At 67.2% G+C, this 15,331-nt stretch carries 14 protein-coding genes; 8 read left to right on the plus strand and 6 right to left on the minus strand.

Annotated features, from left to right (window positions below; translation table 11 throughout):
• Window position 1: 1 nt before the first annotated feature.
• The gene (locus tag ACNFIA_RS30465) at window positions 2–2,566 is read right to left on the minus strand and encodes an intermembrane phospholipid transport protein YdbH family protein (RefSeq protein WP_416790809.1); all 2,565 of its coding nucleotides are present in this window, start codon (window positions 2,564–2,566) and stop codon (window positions 2–4) included.
• 172 nt (window positions 2,567–2,738) lie between these two features.
• Between ACNFIA_RS30465 and dadR the strand changes: the two genes are divergently transcribed.
• From dadR to ACNFIA_RS30480, 3 genes are all read left to right on the plus strand, one after another.
• Window positions 2,739–3,227 (plus strand): transcriptional regulator DadR, encoded by a 489-nt coding sequence (dadR, locus tag ACNFIA_RS30470; protein ID WP_015479539.1) that lies wholly within the window; start codon window positions 2,739–2,741, stop codon window positions 3,225–3,227.
• 151 nt (window positions 3,228–3,378) lie between these two features.
• Complete coding sequence (locus ACNFIA_RS30475) at window positions 3,379–4,698, plus strand: NAD(P)/FAD-dependent oxidoreductase (protein WP_416790810.1); 1,320 nt, start codon at window positions 3,379–3,381, stop codon at window positions 4,696–4,698.
• A 69-nt stretch (window positions 4,699–4,767) separates the two neighbouring features.
• The gene (locus ACNFIA_RS30480) at window positions 4,768–6,321 is read left to right on the plus strand and encodes a phospholipase D family protein (RefSeq protein WP_416790811.1); all 1,554 of its coding nucleotides are present in this window, start codon (window positions 4,768–4,770) and stop codon (window positions 6,319–6,321) included.
• Here ACNFIA_RS30480 and ACNFIA_RS30485 read toward each other — a convergent pair.
• Together ACNFIA_RS30485 and ACNFIA_RS30490 are read right to left on the minus strand one after the other, a co-directional pair.
• Window positions 6,318–7,487, minus strand: a complete 1,170-nt coding sequence (locus ACNFIA_RS30485) for an MFS transporter (protein ID WP_259758080.1) — start codon at window positions 7,485–7,487, stop codon at window positions 6,318–6,320. The two genes, ACNFIA_RS30480 and ACNFIA_RS30485, sit on opposite strands and share 4 nt — an antisense overlap.
• 157 nt (window positions 7,488–7,644) lie before the next feature.
• The gene (locus ACNFIA_RS30490; protein WP_416790812.1) at window positions 7,645–9,138 is read right to left on the minus strand and encodes an aldehyde dehydrogenase; all 1,494 of its coding nucleotides are present in this window, start codon (window positions 9,136–9,138) and stop codon (window positions 7,645–7,647) included.
• Between the two features lie 299 nt (window positions 9,139–9,437).
• Here ACNFIA_RS30490 and ACNFIA_RS30495 point away from each other — a divergent pair, with 299 nt between their 5' ends.
• On the plus strand, window positions 9,438–9,800 hold the full coding sequence (locus tag ACNFIA_RS30495) for a cupin domain-containing protein (RefSeq protein WP_259758082.1): 363 nt from the start codon (window positions 9,438–9,440) through the stop codon (window positions 9,798–9,800).
• Window positions 9,801–9,915: 115 nt separating this feature from the next.
• On the opposite strand, the gene rpmG is transcribed toward ACNFIA_RS30495, so the two are convergent.
• Window positions 9,916–10,071, minus strand: coding sequence for a 50S ribosomal protein L33 (gene rpmG, locus ACNFIA_RS30500; protein ID WP_017520721.1), 156 nt, complete (start codon window positions 10,069–10,071; stop codon window positions 9,916–9,918).
• A 12-nt stretch (window positions 10,072–10,083) separates the two neighbouring features.
• On the minus strand, window positions 10,084–10,320 hold the full coding sequence (gene rpmB, locus ACNFIA_RS30505) for a 50S ribosomal protein L28 (protein ID WP_009614118.1): 237 nt from the start codon (window positions 10,318–10,320) through the stop codon (window positions 10,084–10,086).
• A gap of 367 nt (window positions 10,321–10,687) precedes the next feature.
• Here rpmB and ACNFIA_RS30510 point away from each other — a divergent pair, with 367 nt between their 5' ends.
• Window positions 10,688–12,259, plus strand: coding sequence for an ABC transporter substrate-binding protein (locus tag ACNFIA_RS30510; RefSeq protein WP_416790813.1), 1,572 nt, complete (start codon window positions 10,688–10,690; stop codon window positions 12,257–12,259).
• A gap of 62 nt (window positions 12,260–12,321) precedes the next feature.
• Complete coding sequence (locus ACNFIA_RS30515) at window positions 12,322–12,837, plus strand: hypothetical protein (protein ID WP_259758084.1); 516 nt, start codon at window positions 12,322–12,324, stop codon at window positions 12,835–12,837.
• On the opposite strand, the gene radC is transcribed toward ACNFIA_RS30515, so the two are convergent.
• Window positions 12,811–13,485, minus strand: a complete 675-nt coding sequence (gene radC, locus ACNFIA_RS30520; protein WP_416790814.1) for a RadC family protein — start codon at window positions 13,483–13,485, stop codon at window positions 12,811–12,813. The genes ACNFIA_RS30515 and radC overlap by 27 nt on opposite strands.
• Before the next feature lie 142 nt (window positions 13,486–13,627).
• Here radC and coaBC point away from each other — a divergent pair, with 142 nt between their 5' ends.
• Together coaBC and dut are read left to right on the plus strand one after the other, a co-directional pair.
• On the plus strand, window positions 13,628–14,836 hold the full coding sequence (gene coaBC, locus ACNFIA_RS30525) for a bifunctional phosphopantothenoylcysteine decarboxylase/phosphopantothenate--cysteine ligase CoaBC (RefSeq protein WP_259758086.1): 1,209 nt from the start codon (window positions 13,628–13,630) through the stop codon (window positions 14,834–14,836).
• Window positions 14,837–14,843: 7 nt separating this feature from the next.
• A complete protein-coding gene (gene dut, locus ACNFIA_RS30530; protein WP_259758087.1) occupies window positions 14,844–15,299 on the plus strand; it encodes a dUTP diphosphatase in 456 nt (151 codons plus the stop codon).
• Window positions 15,300–15,331: the final 32 nt, after the last annotated feature.

A 15,331-nucleotide genomic window follows, 5' to 3' on the forward strand; every position in this document is an offset into this window, starting at 1 on the left:
GTCATGGCGCGGCGGCCGGGTCGTTGCGCAGGCGGTCCTGCACGCGCTTGCGGATGGTGTCGCTGACCCGGTCGCTCAGTTGCAGGCTGGTGAGCAGCTTGGGCACGTTCTCCTCCAGGTTGACGTTGAGGTTGATCGGCCGACCCTGCTCCAGCGCGGGGTTGCGCCCGCTCAGGCTCAGGGCGAGGAGCAGCGTGCCGGATTCATCATAATCCACGCGGCTGCTCAGCTTGTCGTAGCGGAAATCGTCGATGGCGGTGGCCACCAGTTGCATGGCCGGGTTGCTCTGGCCCAGTGACTGGATCTTCGCCGAGCGGAACTGCAGCACGCCCGGCTCCCGCGCGGCGACCTCGCCGCCGTGGATCACCAGCTTGCCCTGGTTCAACGCCAGCGGCAGGTTGCCGTCGAGGATGCCGGTGCCGGACAGCCCTTCAGCCGGGTAGGCCGCAAGAATCGCCTCCAGCGCCAGCCCTTCCAGCCGCAGGGTCAGCCCCTGGCCACGCGTGGAAAGATCCACAGCACCCGCCGGCAGCCAGGCGCGGCCGTTGAACAGGCCCAGCTCGGCCTGTCGCCAGTCGACCCGCCCGGCCAGCGGCGCCGCCAGCGATGCCGTGTAGCTGCCCTGCACAGTCAACGGCCCCAGGGTCACGCCGGGGTTGAGCGAGGCGACCTTCACCTGTGGCAGTTGCACCTGCATCTGCGCGCCCTTCAGGGCGACGCTCGCCTGGAGGTCGAGGCCGTGGATTTCGCTGCGGTCGTAGACGCCTTCCAGCCCACTGCCGCGCAGGTTCAGCTCGAGGCTCTGCGGCGCGTTGCCCGGCGGCAGGCGCCAGTTCAGGTCGACGCTGGCCTTGCCATTGTTCAGGCTGAGCAGGCCGGGCCAGTCGCCGAGGGACTTTTCCAGCGGGTTGCCGGTGCGCAGGAAGAACTCGGGATGGCGCGCACTCAGGGCAATCCCCTGCTTTGCCGAGTGGCTGAGATCGACCTCGGCATTCAGGCCGCCGCTGTTCAGCAGGCGCCCCTTGAACTGCTGGGCGTCGAGGCTGGCCACGAGCGTACCCACGGCATTCCAGGACAGCGGCTTGACGTGGGGCTGGCGCAACTCGCCCACGGCCAGTTTCAACGGGGCATCCAGTTGCAGGGTGGCCGGCGTTTCACTGGCATACCCGAGATTCAGCGTGCCTTTGCCCAGCGAGGCGGCCAGCTTGCTGGCCTTGAGCGATGGCGGACCGGCCAGCGTGCCGACTTGAACGTGGGCGCCATCGGCTACGTTGAAACTCGCCGACTGCTGATCGATCCGGCCGTCGAAGCCCAGCTCGACGCGGCTGTTGTCGCCGCGCAGGCCGGCCAGCTCCAGGCGCGGGACCTTCCCTTCCAGGCGCGAATCTCTCAGTTGCAGCGCCAGCGGGGTCACCTCCAGCAGCGCCACGCGGGAGCGCAGGCGCAGATCGGCGGCGCCCTCGGCGCGAAGGTCGGCGCGCACGCTGCCGGCCTCGTCGTCCACGCCGGGCTCCAGGCGCAGGGTCAGGCGCGCCGGGCGCAGGCCGACCGGCAGCGCCTGCAGCCAGTCGCCGTAGAGATCGGACAGGCGCAAATCCCCGCTCACCACCGTCGGGCGCCAGCCGTTGGCGGTCGCGCCGGCGATCAGCCGCAAGTCGCCCTGCAGATTGCCCACGCCCGGCAAGGGCCAGGGCTGTGGCAGTTGCAGGGCGAGATCGATGCTGCCCTGGCCGTCGCGCAGGCCCGGCCAGTCCGGCCAGGCGGCGTCGCCGGCCAGGTGGGTGTCCCAGCTCAGGCGCAGGCGCCCGGCCTCGGGGATCGGCAACGGCAGGTTCGGCGTCGGCAGCCATGCGCCGAGCCAGTTGCGCACCGCCTGCACCGGCGGCACCGCGGGGCTGTAGAGACTGCCGCTGAGCTGGCGGCTGGCGGGCGTCCAGCTGGAGTCGAGGGACAGCAGTTGTTCGTTGTCCAGGTAGCTGTCCAGTTGCAGGCGCCACTGGCCGTCGCCCGGTTGCAGCAGGCCGTTGAACGCCAATTGCTGCCCGCCCTGGCGCAGCTCACCGCCCAGCGCGGCGGCGCCGCCCTGGATCTGCTGCCAGTGAGCGCTGCCGTTGAGGCTGCAGCGCTGCTCGCGGGCGCAGGGCAGCTCCACGGCAAGATGCTCCAGCGCCAGCCGGCCGGGCAGCAGCGCCAGCCAGCGGTTGAGCTGGGCGATATCCGGTAGCGCGGCGTCATCCTCCGGCGCGCCCTGCCCCGGCCACTGGCGCACGTCGATCATGCCGGCCGCCAGTTCCTTCAGGCGCCAGCGTCCGTCTTCATGCTCGGGCCAGCCGACGCGCAGGTCCTGCAGCTGTATCGCCAGGCGCGCGCCGTCCGGCGTCTGCCGTTGCAGGGCCAGGCGCTGCAGCGCCAGGCCCTGGCGGGAAATGCCCAGGCCCTGCCAGTGCTCGATGCTCACCCCGGCGTTGGCCAGCAGGCGCGGAACCGCCAGCCACACCGCGCCGACCGCCAGTGCCAGAAGCAGCAACAGCAGCAGGAGAACGGTGCGCAGGCGGGGAAGCGACATGCGAAAGCCTCTGCGAAGAACGACCGGCATCGGCCGAAAACGGCGTTACGTTGGCCTACAGGCTGGCCGTCCGGCGCGGGAAGTTCAAGGGTTGCCAGTGATATTCCCTGCACAACCGACTATATTGCCGACATTCCCCCAAAGCTCTTTGCTCGACTTCAGAGTCCATCCCATGAGAACCCAGCATCAAAGCCGCCGCGAACTGGACAAGATCGACCGCAACATCCTGCGCATCCTGCAGGAGGAAGGTCGCATCTCCTTCACCGAACTGGGCGAGCGCGTCGGCCTGTCCACCACGCCGTGCACCGAGCGCGTGCGCCGGCTGGAGCGCGAGGGGATCATCATGGGCTACAACGCCCGGCTGAACCCGCAGTACCTCAAGGCCAGCCTGCTGGTGTTCGTCGAGATCAGCCTGGACTACAAGTCCGGCGACACCTTCGAGGACTTCCGCCGCTCGGTGCTCAAGCTGCCCCACGTGCTGGAGTGCCACCTGGTGTCGGGCCATTTCGACTACCTGGTGAAGGCGCGCATCTCGGAAATGGCCTCCTACCGCAAGCTGCTGGGCGACATCCTGCTCAAGCTGCCCCACGTGCGGGAATCCAAGAGCTACATCGTGATGGAAGAGGTGAAGGAAAGCCTCACGCTGCCCATCCCGGACTGATCCGGCGCGCCGGTTCCCCGGCGTTTCCAGCATGCGCCTGCGCTTTATTTGCGACTTCCCGTGTTTTTTGCGGCCACGCCTATTGGCTGGGCGGGAAGTCGGCGTTTATCCTGCGTAAAATTTTAACAACACAAAAATCAGGATATCGCACATGAACGCCCGCGTTCACCAGCCGGTGCACACCGACCGCCACGCCCCGTCCTACTACGCCGCCAGCGTCAATCGCCAGCTCGACGCAGCGTCCCTGGCCGGCGAGGAGAAGGCCGACGTCTGCATCATCGGCGGCGGCTTTTCCGGCCTGAACACGGCGATCGAGCTGGCCGAGCGCGGGCTGTCGGTGATCCTCCTGGAAGCCCACCAGATCGGCTGGGGCGCCAGCGGGCGCAACGGCGGGCAACTGATCCGCGGCGTCGGCCATGGCCTGGAGCAGTTCGAGCCGGTCATCGGCGCCGATGGCGTGCGCGCCCTGAAGCTGATGGGGCTGGAGGCCGTGGAGATCGTCCGCCGCCGCGTCGCGCAGTACTCCATCGATTGCGACCTGACCTGGGGCTACTGCGACCTGGCCAACAAGCCCTCGGACGTCGAAGGCTTCCAGGAAGATCTCGACGAGCTGAAGAGCCTCGGCTACCGCCACGAACTGCGCATGGTCCCGAAACAGGACATGCGCTCCATCGTCGGCTCCGACCAGTACGTCGGCGGCCTGGTGGACATGGGCTCAGGCCACCTGCACCCGCTCAACCTCGCCCTGGGCGAAGCCGCCGCGGCGCAAGGCCTGGGCGTGAAGCTGTTCGAGAACTCCGCCGTCACCGGCATCGACTACGGCAGCGAAGTGCGCGTACGCACCGCCCGCGGCAGCGTGCGCGCCAGGACCCTGGTGATCGCCTGCAACGCCTACCAGAACGGCCTCAATCCCTACCTCGACGGCAAGGTGCTGCCCGCCGGCAGCTACGTGATCGCCACCGAGCCGCTGTCCGCCGAACAGGCCCACGCCCTGTTGCCGCAGAATATGGCGGTGTGCGACCAGCGCGTGGCGCTGGACTACTACCGCCTCTCCGCCGACAACCGCCTGCTGTTCGGCGGCGCCTGCCACTATTCCGGGCGCGACCCGGCGGACATCGCCGCCTACATGCGGCCGAAGATGCTCAAGGTGTTCCCGCACCTGGCGAACGTGCGCATCGACTACCAGTGGGGGGGCATGATCGGCATCGGCGCCAATCGCCTGCCGCAGATCGGCCGCCTGCCCGACCAGCCCAACGTGTACTTCGCCCAGGCCTACGCCGGCCATGGGGTGAACGCCACCCACCTGGCCGGCAAGCTGCTCGCCGAGGCCATCACCGGCCAGCAGGGCAGCGGCTTCGAGCTGTTCGCCAAGGTGCCGCACATCACCTTCCCCGGCGGCAAGCTGCTGCGCTCGCCGCTGCTGGCGCTGGGCATGGCCTGGTACCGCTTCAAGGAAACCCTTGGCAGCTGACCGCCAACGCCCACCAGCGGCTAGAATCTTCCGCAGCCCGCCACCGGCGGGCTTGTCGGAGACGCCTCTTTGCTTCCACGCCTGATCCTGCTGATCCTGCTGGCCCTGGGCGGCTGCGCCAGTGCGCCGCCCCCTGAGCCCTCGCACGTGCTGCCGGTGCAGGGCACCCGGCTGGACAACGAGATCAGCGAGCGCGCCGCGGCCCATCCCGGCCAGTCCGGCTTCCACCTGCTGGCCGCCAGCGTGGACGCCTTCCTCGCCCGCGCGGAACTGATCCGCAAGGCCCAGCGCAGCCTCGACATCCAGTACTACATCGTCCATGACGGCCTCACCACCCGCGCGCTGATCCGCGAGCTGCTGCACGCGGCGGATCGCGGCGTGCGCGTGCGCATCCTGATCGACGACACCAGCAGTGACGGCTGGGACTACGAGCTGGGCAACCTGGCCGCCCACCCGAACATCCAGGTGCGCCTGTTCAACCCCCTGCACCTGGGCCGCAGCACCGGCGTCACGCGCAACCTGGGGCGGCTGTTCAACCTCTCCGAGCAGCACCGGCGCATGCACAACAAGCTGCTGCTGGCGGACAACAGCGTGGCCATCGTCGGCGGCCGCAACCTGGGCGACGAGTACTTCGACGCCAAGGCCGAGATGAATTTCAGCGACCTCGACCTGATGGGCGTCGGTCCCGTGGCGCAATCGCTGGGGCAGAGCTTCGACCAGTACTGGAACAGCCGCATCAGCCGGCCCATCGAGGACTACCTGTGGAGCGACCCGGACCTCGACGAACTCGACCACATGCGCCGCAAACTGGACCGCTACCTGGCCAAGGAACGGGTGAAGAGCTCCAGCTACATCGCCCGGCTGAACCGCAACAGCGATCGTCCGCACCTGCAGAACTGGCTGGACGACCTGGTGTGGGCGCCGGGCAAGGCGGTGTGGGACACGCCGCTGAAGGTGCTCGACCAGGGCGACCCGAAAGGCGAGCAACTACTCAGCACACAGCTACAGCCGTTGTTCGACAACGTGTCGAAGGAACTGATCCTGGTCTCGGCCTATTTCGTGCCGACCAACGCCGGCGCCCAGTACCTGACACAGCGCGCCGACCGCGGGGTCAGCGTGCGCCTGCTGACCAACTCGCTGGAAGCCACCGACGTGCCTGCCGTGCACGCGGGCTACGCGCCCTACCGGCTGGAGCTGCTGGAGCACGGGGTGAAACTCTACGAGCTGCGCGCCGACCCGGACCAGCGCCTCTCCGGCGCGCCGTGGATGGTGCGCGGCTCGAGCAGCGCCAGCCTGCACAGCAAGGCGGCGGTGTTCGACCAGCAGAAGGTGTTCGTCGGCTCGCTGAACTTCGACCCGCGCTCGGTGCTGTGGAACACCGAGGTCGGCATCATCGTCGACAGCGCGGAACTGGCTGACCAGGTGCGCCGCCTGGCGCTGGCCAGTATGTCGCCCAGCGTCAGCTACCAGGTGAAGATCGCGCCCGACAGCGACCCGCCCAGGCTGGTCTGGATCGAGGAACGCAACGGCCACCTGATGGAGCTTGACCGTGAGCCGGGCAACGTCTGGCGCCGGCTCAACGCCTGGATCGCCGGCGCCATCGGGCTGGAGAAAATGCTCTAGGAGCGATCCTGCTGCAGCCCGCCGTCAGCCACCTGCGTCACCGGCGGCAGGCCGCGGTAGGACACCAGCACCACGAACCCCGCCGCGCCCAGCGCCATCACCAGGGGCAGCGCGTGGCCGCTGATCCATTGGCTGACCGCGCCGGTGGTCAACGGCCCGATCAGGCAACCGATGCCCCAGAGCTGGGCGATGTGCGCATTGGCGCGGACCAGCGCATCATCGCGGTAGCGCTCGCCGATGAGGATCAGCGACAGGGTGAACAGCCCGCCCGCGCTGGCGCCGAACAGCACCAGCACCGGCCAGATGGCGATGTGCTGCAGCAACAGCGGCATGGCGAGGCTGCTGGCGAACAGCACGATGCCGCAGCCCTTGAACAGCGTCTGCCGGGAGATGCGGTCGGCCAGCCAGCCGATGGGCAGTTGCAGCAGCGCGTCGCCCACCACCACGGTGCTGACCATCGCCAGCGCCACGGCCTGGGTGAAGCCCTGCTGCACGCCATACACCGGCAGCAGGGTCAGGATCATCGCCTCGAAGCCGGCGAACAGCACCACAGCCCAGGCGATCGCCGGCAGCTGGGCGCAGAAGGCGAACAGGCCGCGGCCGTTGGCACTGTGCGGGTCGACTTTGGGTGCGCCGGTACGGCCCAGCAGCAACAGCGAGCCGCCCACCAGCAGGCAGACGCTGAACCAGAAGCCACGGTTGTCGGCGGTGCCGATGAAGGTCAGCAGCACCGGGCCGGACAATTGGCTCAGCGCGTAACCGGTGCCATACAGCGCGACCAGGCGGCCGCGCCACTTTTCGATGGCGAGCTGGTTGATCCAGCTTTCCCCGAGAATGAACACCACGGTGAGCTGCACGCCGATCAGCAGGCGCAGGACCAGCCAGATCGGGTAGCTCTGCAGCAGCGCCAGCAGGCCGACCGAGAAGGCCCCGGAGATCAGGCACAGGCGCATCAGCCGGGGTGTGCCGAAGCGTGCGGCGAGGCGCCCGGAAATCATCGCCCCCAGCAGAACGCCCACCGCGGGGGTGGACGCCATGACGCCGATGGCGAAGCTGCCATAGCCCCAGCCTTCCAGACGCAGCGACACCAGCGGCATGGTCAGGCCCAGGGCCAGGCCGATGCTGATGACGGCAGCACACACAGCAAAATACGGTCCCCAACGCATTGTCTTTCTCCCGTTCCATCCGGAGCGCACGCCAGGCGCGAGGGTGCCCGATGCGCAATGCACAGCGGCCGGGCTTCCCTGAGGGAAACCCGGCCGCGGGTGTGGCTCTTCTTCAGAGCCGGCCCCTGAGGCGGGGCCGACCTGCTTCAGCTCTGGATTACAACTTGATCCAGGTAGCCTTCAGCTCGGTGTACTTGTCGAACGCGTGCAGCGACTTGTCGCGGCCGTTGCCGGACTGCTTGAAGCCACCGAACGGAGCGGTCATGTCACCGCCGTCGTACTGGTTCACCCACACGCTGCCGGCGCGCAGCGCCTTGGCGGTCAGGTGGGCCTTGGACAGGTCGCTGGTCCACACCGCGGCGGCCAGGCCGTACGGGGTGTCGTTGGCGATGCGCACGGCTTCCTCGGCATCGGTGAACTCGATGACCGACAGCACCGGGCCGAAGATCTCTTCACGGGCGATGCGCATGGCGTTGGTCACGCCGTCGAAGATGGTCGGCTCGACGTAGGTGCCGCCGGTTTCTTCCAGGGTGCGCTTGCCGCCGGCCACCAGCTTGGCGCCGTCGTCGTGGCCGGCCTGGATGTAGCTCAGCACGTTGTTCATCTGGGTGGTGTCGACCAGCGCACCGACGTTGGTTTCCGGGTCCAGCGGGTTGCCCGGCTTCCAGGCCTTGATGGCTTCGACGACCATCGGCACGAACTCGGCCTTGATCGACTTCTCCACCAGCAGGCGCGAGCCGGCGGTGCAGACTTCGCCCTGGTTGAAGGCGATGGCGCTGGCAGCGGCTTCGGCGGCGGCTTTCAGGTCCGGGGCGTCGGCGAAGACGATGTTCGGGCTCTTGCCACCGGCTTCCAGCCAGACGCGCTTCATGTTCGATTCGCCCGCGTACACCATCAGCTGCTTGGCGATCTTGGTCGAACCGGTGAACACCAGGGTGTCGACGTCCATGTGCAGGGCCAGGGCCTTGCCCACGGTGTGACCAAAGCCCGGCAGGACGTTGAACACGCCTTTCGGAATACCGGCCTCGATGGCCAGCTGGGCGATGCGGATGCCGGTCAGCGGGGACTTCTCGGAGGGCTTGAGGATCACCGAGTTACCGGTGGACAGCGCCGGGCCGAGCTTCCAGCAGGTCATCAGCAGGGGGAAGTTCCACGGCACGATGGCAGCGACGACGCCGACCGGCTCGCGGGTGACCAGGCCCAGTTCGTTGTGCGCGGTAGCGGCGACTTCGTCGTAGATCTTGTCGATCGCTTCACCGCTCCAGCGCAGGCTGTTGGCGGCGCTGTTGACGTCGATGCTCAGCGAGTCGCTGATCGGCTTGCCCATGTCGAGGGTTTCCAGCAGGGCCAGTTCCTCGGCGTTCTCCAGCAGCAGCTCGGAGAAGCGGATCATGACCTTCTTGCGCTTGGCCGGGGCCAGGCGCGACCACACGCCGGATTCGAACGCGGCACGGGCGACCTGCACGGCACTCTCGGCATCGGCCAGGTCGCAACTGGCGACCTTGGCCAGGAAGCGGCCATCCACAGGGCTGATGCAATCGAAGGTGGCGCCGGATGCGGCGTCGACGTATTCACCGTTGACGAAGGCGCGGCCTTCGATCTTCAGGTCTTTGGCGCGAGCTTCCCAATCGGCGCGAGTGTGGGTACCCATGACAACGTGTCCTCTTATTAATGTACTTATCAGGTGCAGGCGCCCAGCGGGCGCACTGTCAAAAATTCCGCAAGGCGGAGCAAACGCATGCTGTTCGCCACCCTAAACCTGCGGCAGTCAATTTTCAATATTTTTTACACTATAGGGCCAAATGGCCTTGTCACGTTCGTTTTATTAAACATAGACTGCCCTGATTCGTCGGCTGATGGTTTTCCGACAGCCGCGTCGGAGTAAATATCCAACAGCGCTGCGCGTGCCCGCACGCACTCTCGCCAACAACTCAAAGAACCGAGACCGCCATGAACGTCGAGCAGATCGTCGATTTCGCCCAGGCCACCACCGCCCCCGAACACTACCGCCCCGCCCCGGACCGCATCATCAAGGGCGACCCGGCGCAGAACGTGCGCAACCACTACGCCAGTGAGTGCGGCCAGTTCAACGTGGGCATCTGGGAAGGCGAGCCGGGCCAGTGGAACGTCAGCTACACCGAGCACGAGTACTGCGAGATCCTCCAGGGCGTATCGGTGATCCGCGACGCCAACGGCGGCGCCAAGACCGTGCGGGTGGGCGACCGCTTCGTCATCCCCGCCGGCTTCAGCGGCACCTGGGAAGTGCTGGAGCCCTGCCGCAAGGTCTACGTGATCTTCGAGCAGAAGGCCTGATCGCCCGACCACGAAAAAGCCCGCCGATTGGCGGGCTTTTTTTCGCCCGGACTTTCTCCAGGGCAAGAAAAAACCCGCCACGAGGGGCGGGTTTCTTCACAAGGGCGTCGATCAATTACTTGATCTTGGCTTCCTTGTAGATCACGTGCTTGCGAACAACCGGATCGTATTTCTTGATCTCGATTTTCTCAGGCTTGGTACGCTTGTTCTTGTCGGTGGTGTAGAAGTGGCCGGTACCGGCGCTGGACACCAAACGGATCAGTTCGCGCATGACTGCAGCTCCTTAGAATTTTTCGCCGCGGGCGCGCAGGTCGTTCAGAACGGCCTCGATGCCACGCTTGTCGATGATACGCATGCCTTTGGCGGAAACGCGCAGACGCACGAAGCGCTTCTCGGACTCAACCCAGAAACGGTGGTGCTGCAGGTTCGGCAGGAAACGGCGGCGGGTTTTGTTGTGTGCGTGGGAAATGTTGTTCCCGGTAACCGGACCCTTACCGGTCACTTGGCAAACTCTCGACATGGCTCAGCCCTCTGTAAACCACATGCCAAACCCGGCATGGGTTGGCTGCTTAACTCAATTGGATTCTCAGTTTCACCGGGGTCTTAACTGCCGCTTCGCCGCGATCGACTCGCAGGATCAGAGCAGGGCCCCAGAAAAGAGCGCAGCTTTATATCAGAAAGTCACTTTGCGCTGCAAGGGAAAGCATGACTCGGAAAACCAGACGCCAGCCCCCGTGGGGCGCGGCACCGGTGCCGTTCGTCGCCTGTCATCGTTGTGACGGGCGGCGGCTTGGTCTAGGGTAGCTCCTTCGAGGCTGCCAACAGCCTTGCATGACCCCGCCCAGCCATCACGGATGGGCATCTTGCCAGCTCACACGGAGTTCGTCATGCGTCTTGCCCTTCTCGCCCTCCTGCTTTCCCCCGCCCTGGCCAGCGCCGCCTCGCTGAGCGTGTGCACCGAAGCCAGCCCCGAAGGCTTCGACGTGGTCCAGTACAACTCGCTGACCACCACCAATGCCTCGGCCGACGTGCTGATGAACCGCCTGGTGGACTTCGACGCCGCCCGTGGCGAAGTGGTGCCAAGCCTGGCCGAGAGCTGGAAGGTGTCCGATGACGGCCTGACCTACGACTTCCAGCTGCGCGACGGCGTGGCCTTCCACCACACCGACTACTTCAAGCCGAGCCGGAAGCTGACCGCCGACGACGTGGTGTTCAGCTTCCAGCGCATGCTCGACCCGGCGCAGCCCTGGCACAAGGTCGCCCAGAGCGGCTTCCCCCATGCCCAGTCGATGCAACTGCCCAGCCTGGTCAAGGCGGTGGAGAAGGTGGATGAGCACCACGTGCGCTTCAGCCTCAACCACCCGGACGCGACCTTCCTGGCGATGCTCAGCATGGGCTTCGCCTCCATCTATTCCGCCGAGTACGCCGACCAGTTGATGAAGGCCGGCACCCCGGAGAAGCTCAACGCCCAGCCGATCGGCACCGGGCCCTTCGTCTTCAAGCGCTTCCAGAAGGACGCCGTGGTGCGCTACGCCGCCAACGCCGCGTACTTCGGCGGCAAGCCGGCGGTGGATAACCTGGTCTTCGCCATCACCCCCGACGCCGCCGTGCGCCTGCAGAAGCTCAAGCGCGGCGAGTGCCAGATCGCCCTGTCGCCCAAGCCGCTGGACGTGGAAGCCGCCACCCAGGACGCCAGCCTCAAGGTCGAGCAGACGCCCGCCTTCATGACCGCCTTCGTCGGCATCAACAGCCAGCACCCGCCGCTGGACAACCCCAAGGTGCGCCAGGCGATCAACCTCGCCTTCGACAAGGGCAGCTACCTCAAGAGCGTGTTCGCCGGCAGCGCCACCGCCGCCGACGGCGTCTACCCGCCCAACACCTGGAGCTATGCCAAGGACATCCTCGGCTACCCGCGTGACCTGGACAAGGCCCGCGCGCTGCTGGCCGAAGCCGGGCACAAGGACGGTTTCAAGACCACCATCTGGACCCGCCCGACCGGCAGCCTGCTCAACCCCAACCCCAGCGTCGGCGCCCAACTGCTGCAGGCGGACCTGGCGCAGGTCGGCATCCAGGCCGAGATCCGCGTGATCGAATGGGGCGAGCTGATCCGCCGCGCCAAGGCCGGCGAGCATGACCTGCTGTTCATGGGCTGGGCCGGCGACAACGGCGACCCGGACAACTTCCTCACCCCCCAATTCGCCTGCGCCAGCGTCAAGTCCGGGCTGAACTTCGCGCGCTACTGCGACGAGAAGCTCGACGGCCTGATCAGCCAGGGCAAGGCCGTGGCCGACCAGGCCAAGCGCAGCGAGCTGTACCACCAGGCCCAGCAGATCATCCATGACCAGGCGCTGTGGCTGCCGCTGGCCCACCCGACCGCCTCGGCGCTGACCCAGAAGAACATCAAGGGCTATGCGGTGAGCCCCTTCGGCCGCCAGGACTACTCGAAGGTAGAACTCTGAACGAGGGGCTGCTCGACCACCTGCTGCCGGCCTTCCAGTTCGCCGAGCGGCACACGCTGACCATGCGGGCGACGCCCGGCCAGGTGCTGGATGCGGTCACCCGACTGACCGCCGAGCACGATCCGCTGGTGCAACGCCTGCTGCAGATCCGCGAGGCACCGGCGCGGCTGGCGTTGCGCCTGGGCCTGCGCAATGCCCTGGCGGAGCGGCCGCGCTTCGGCCTGCATGAATTCACCTTGCTGGGTCGCCAGGGCGATCGGGAGATCGCCTACGGCCTGATCGGGCGATTCTGGCGCGGCGACTTCGGCCTGCGCCCGTGCGCCGATGGCGACGCCTTCCGACGCTTCGCCGAGCCCGGCACCGCCCGGCTGGTGCTGCACTTCTCCTGCGAGCAGGCTGAGCAGGAGGGCTTCACCCTCGTCCGCACGGAAACCCGCGTGCACTGCCCGGACCGCCGCAGTCGCCTGCTGTTCACGCCCTACTGGCTGGCGATCCGCCCGGTCAGCGGGCTGATCCGCCGGCGCCTGCTGCGGGACATTCAGCGCCGCGTCTCAGAGCAGGCCCAGCTCAGCCATTGACTGCGGCGCACCGTCGCCAACGATGAAGTGATCCAGCACGCGCACGTCGATCAGCGCCAGCGCCTCGATGATGCGCCGGGTCAGCAGGCGGTCGGAGTGGCTCGGTTCGCAGATGCCCGAGGGATGGTTGTGCGCCAGGATCAGCGCGGCGGCGTTGTGCGCCAGGGCGCGTTTGACGATCTGCCGCGGATAGACGCTGGCACTGTCGATGGAACCGTGGAACAGCACCTCGAACGCCAGCATGCGGTGGCGGTTGTCCATGAACAGGCAGGCGAACACTTCGTGGGGTTCGTGGCGCAGGCGGGCCTTGAGGAAGTCGCGCACCGCCTGCGGGCTTTCCAGCGCCGGGCCGCGGTCCATGTCCTGGGCCAGGTGCCGGCGCCCCATTTCCAGCACCGCCTGCAGTTGGGCGAACTTCGCCGGGCCCAGGCCGTGGTGCAGACAGAAGGCATCCAGGTCCGCCTCCAGCAGTGCACGCAGGCTGCCGAACTCCACCAGCAGCCGGCGCGCCAGGTCGACGGCGCTGCAACCGGCGACGCCGGTGCGCAGAAAGATGGCGAGCAATTCGGCGTCGCTCAGGCTCGCCGCGCCGCGTTCGAGCAGCTTCTCCCGTGGGCGCTCCGCCGCAGGCCAATCGAGAATTCTCACGCCACCTCCCAGGTCAGGCGCGCCCGCTGTTCCGGCGCAGGCGCTGTGCTATCTTAGCCCCCTCGCTTCGCGCAGCCGGAGGCCTGGGGAGGCGTCATCGGCTTCAGCGCGCGTCATCCATTTCCGTATTTAAGGCTGGCCTATGCAGCGGCTCTATCGTAAACGCATCGTTCTGGGCGTCGGCGGCGGCATCGCCGCCTACAAGAGCGCCGAACTGGTCCGCCGCCTGCGCGACCAGGGCGCCGAGGTGCGTGTCGTGATGACCCAGGGCGGCCGCGAGTTCATCACCCCGCTCACGCTCCAGGCGCTGTCCGGCCATCCGGTGCACCTGGACCTGCTCGACCCCGCCGCCGAAGCGGCCATGGGGCACATCGAGCTGGCCCGCTGGGCCGACCTGGTGCTGATCGCCCCCGCCACTGCCGACCTCATGGCGCGCCTGGCCCAGGGCGTGGCCAACGACCTGCTGACCACCCTGGTGCTGGCCACCGACGCGCAGGTTGCCCTGGCGCCGGCAATGAACCAGGCCATGTGGCGCGACCCGGCCACCCAGGTGAATGCCGAACTGCTGCGTTCGCGCGGCCTGCGCTTCTTCGGCCCCGCCGCCGGCAGCCAGGCCTGCGGCGATGTCGGCCCCGGCCGCATGCTCGAAGCGCACGAGCTGGCGCAACTGGCTGCCGACTGCTTCGAGTTCAAGGCCCTGACCGGCCAGCACATCCTGATTACCGCAGGGCCGACCCAGGAAAACATCGACCCGGTGCGCTACATCACCAACCACAGCTCAGGGAAGATGGGCTTCGCCCTGGCCGAGGCCGCCGCCGAAGCCGGCGCCCGCGTGACCCTGGTGACCGGCCCGGTACACCTGCCGACCCCGGACCGGGTCAGCCGCGTCGACGTGGTCAGCGCCCGCGACATGCTCGCCGCCTGCGAAGCGGCGATGCCGGCGGACATCCTGATCGCCTCCGCCGCCGTGGCCGACTACCGGCCCGAGCTGGTCGCCACGCAGAAACTGAAGAAAGACCCCACCACCGGTGACGGATTGCTCTTGCAGCTGGTGCGCAATCCCGACATTCTCGCCACCCTCTCGCTGCGCGAGGACCGGCCCTTCAGCGTCGGCTTCGCGGCGGAGACCGAGAACCTGCTCGAATACGCCTCGCGCAAGCTCAAGGACAAGAATCTCGACCTGATCGTCGCCAACGACGTGGCCAATCCGTCCATCGGCTTCAATAGCGAAGAGAACGCCATCACGGTCATCGACCGCGAATTGCACAAGACTGCGTTCGCCCAGACCAGCAAGGGCAAGATCGCCCGCCAGCTGATCGCCTTCATCGCCGAACGCATCACTCGACACTGAGAACTCAATGCACTCCCTGCAAGCCAAGATCCTCGATCCCCGCCTGGGCAGCGACTTCCCGCTGCCGCAGTACGCCACCCCGGGTTCCGCCGGCCTCGACCTGCGCGCCATGCTCAAGGAGGACTGTGTCCTCGAGCCGGGCCAGACCGTGCTGATCCCCACCGGCCTGTCCATCTACATCGCCGATCCGGGCCTGGCGGCGCTGATCCTTCCGCGCTCGGGCCTGGGCCACAAGCACGGCATCGTGCTGGGCAACCTGGTGGGGCTGATCGATTCCGACTACCAGGGCGAGCTGATGGTCTCCTGCTGGAACCGCGGCAACAGCGCATTCACCATCGCCATCGGCGAACGCATCGCCCAGCTGGTGCTGGTACCGGTGGTGCAGGCGCATTTCGAGCTGGTCGAGAGTTTCGACGAGAGCCAGCGCGGCGCCGGCGGCTTCGGGCATTCCGGCAGCCATTGACCCTTACCCCTTTCAGGATGAATCGCCGAGGA

It is taken from the genome of Pseudomonas sp. NY15437 (assembly GCF_048068435.1).
GTDB lineage: Bacteria > Pseudomonadota > Gammaproteobacteria > Pseudomonadales > Pseudomonadaceae > Pseudomonas > Pseudomonas nitroreducens_B.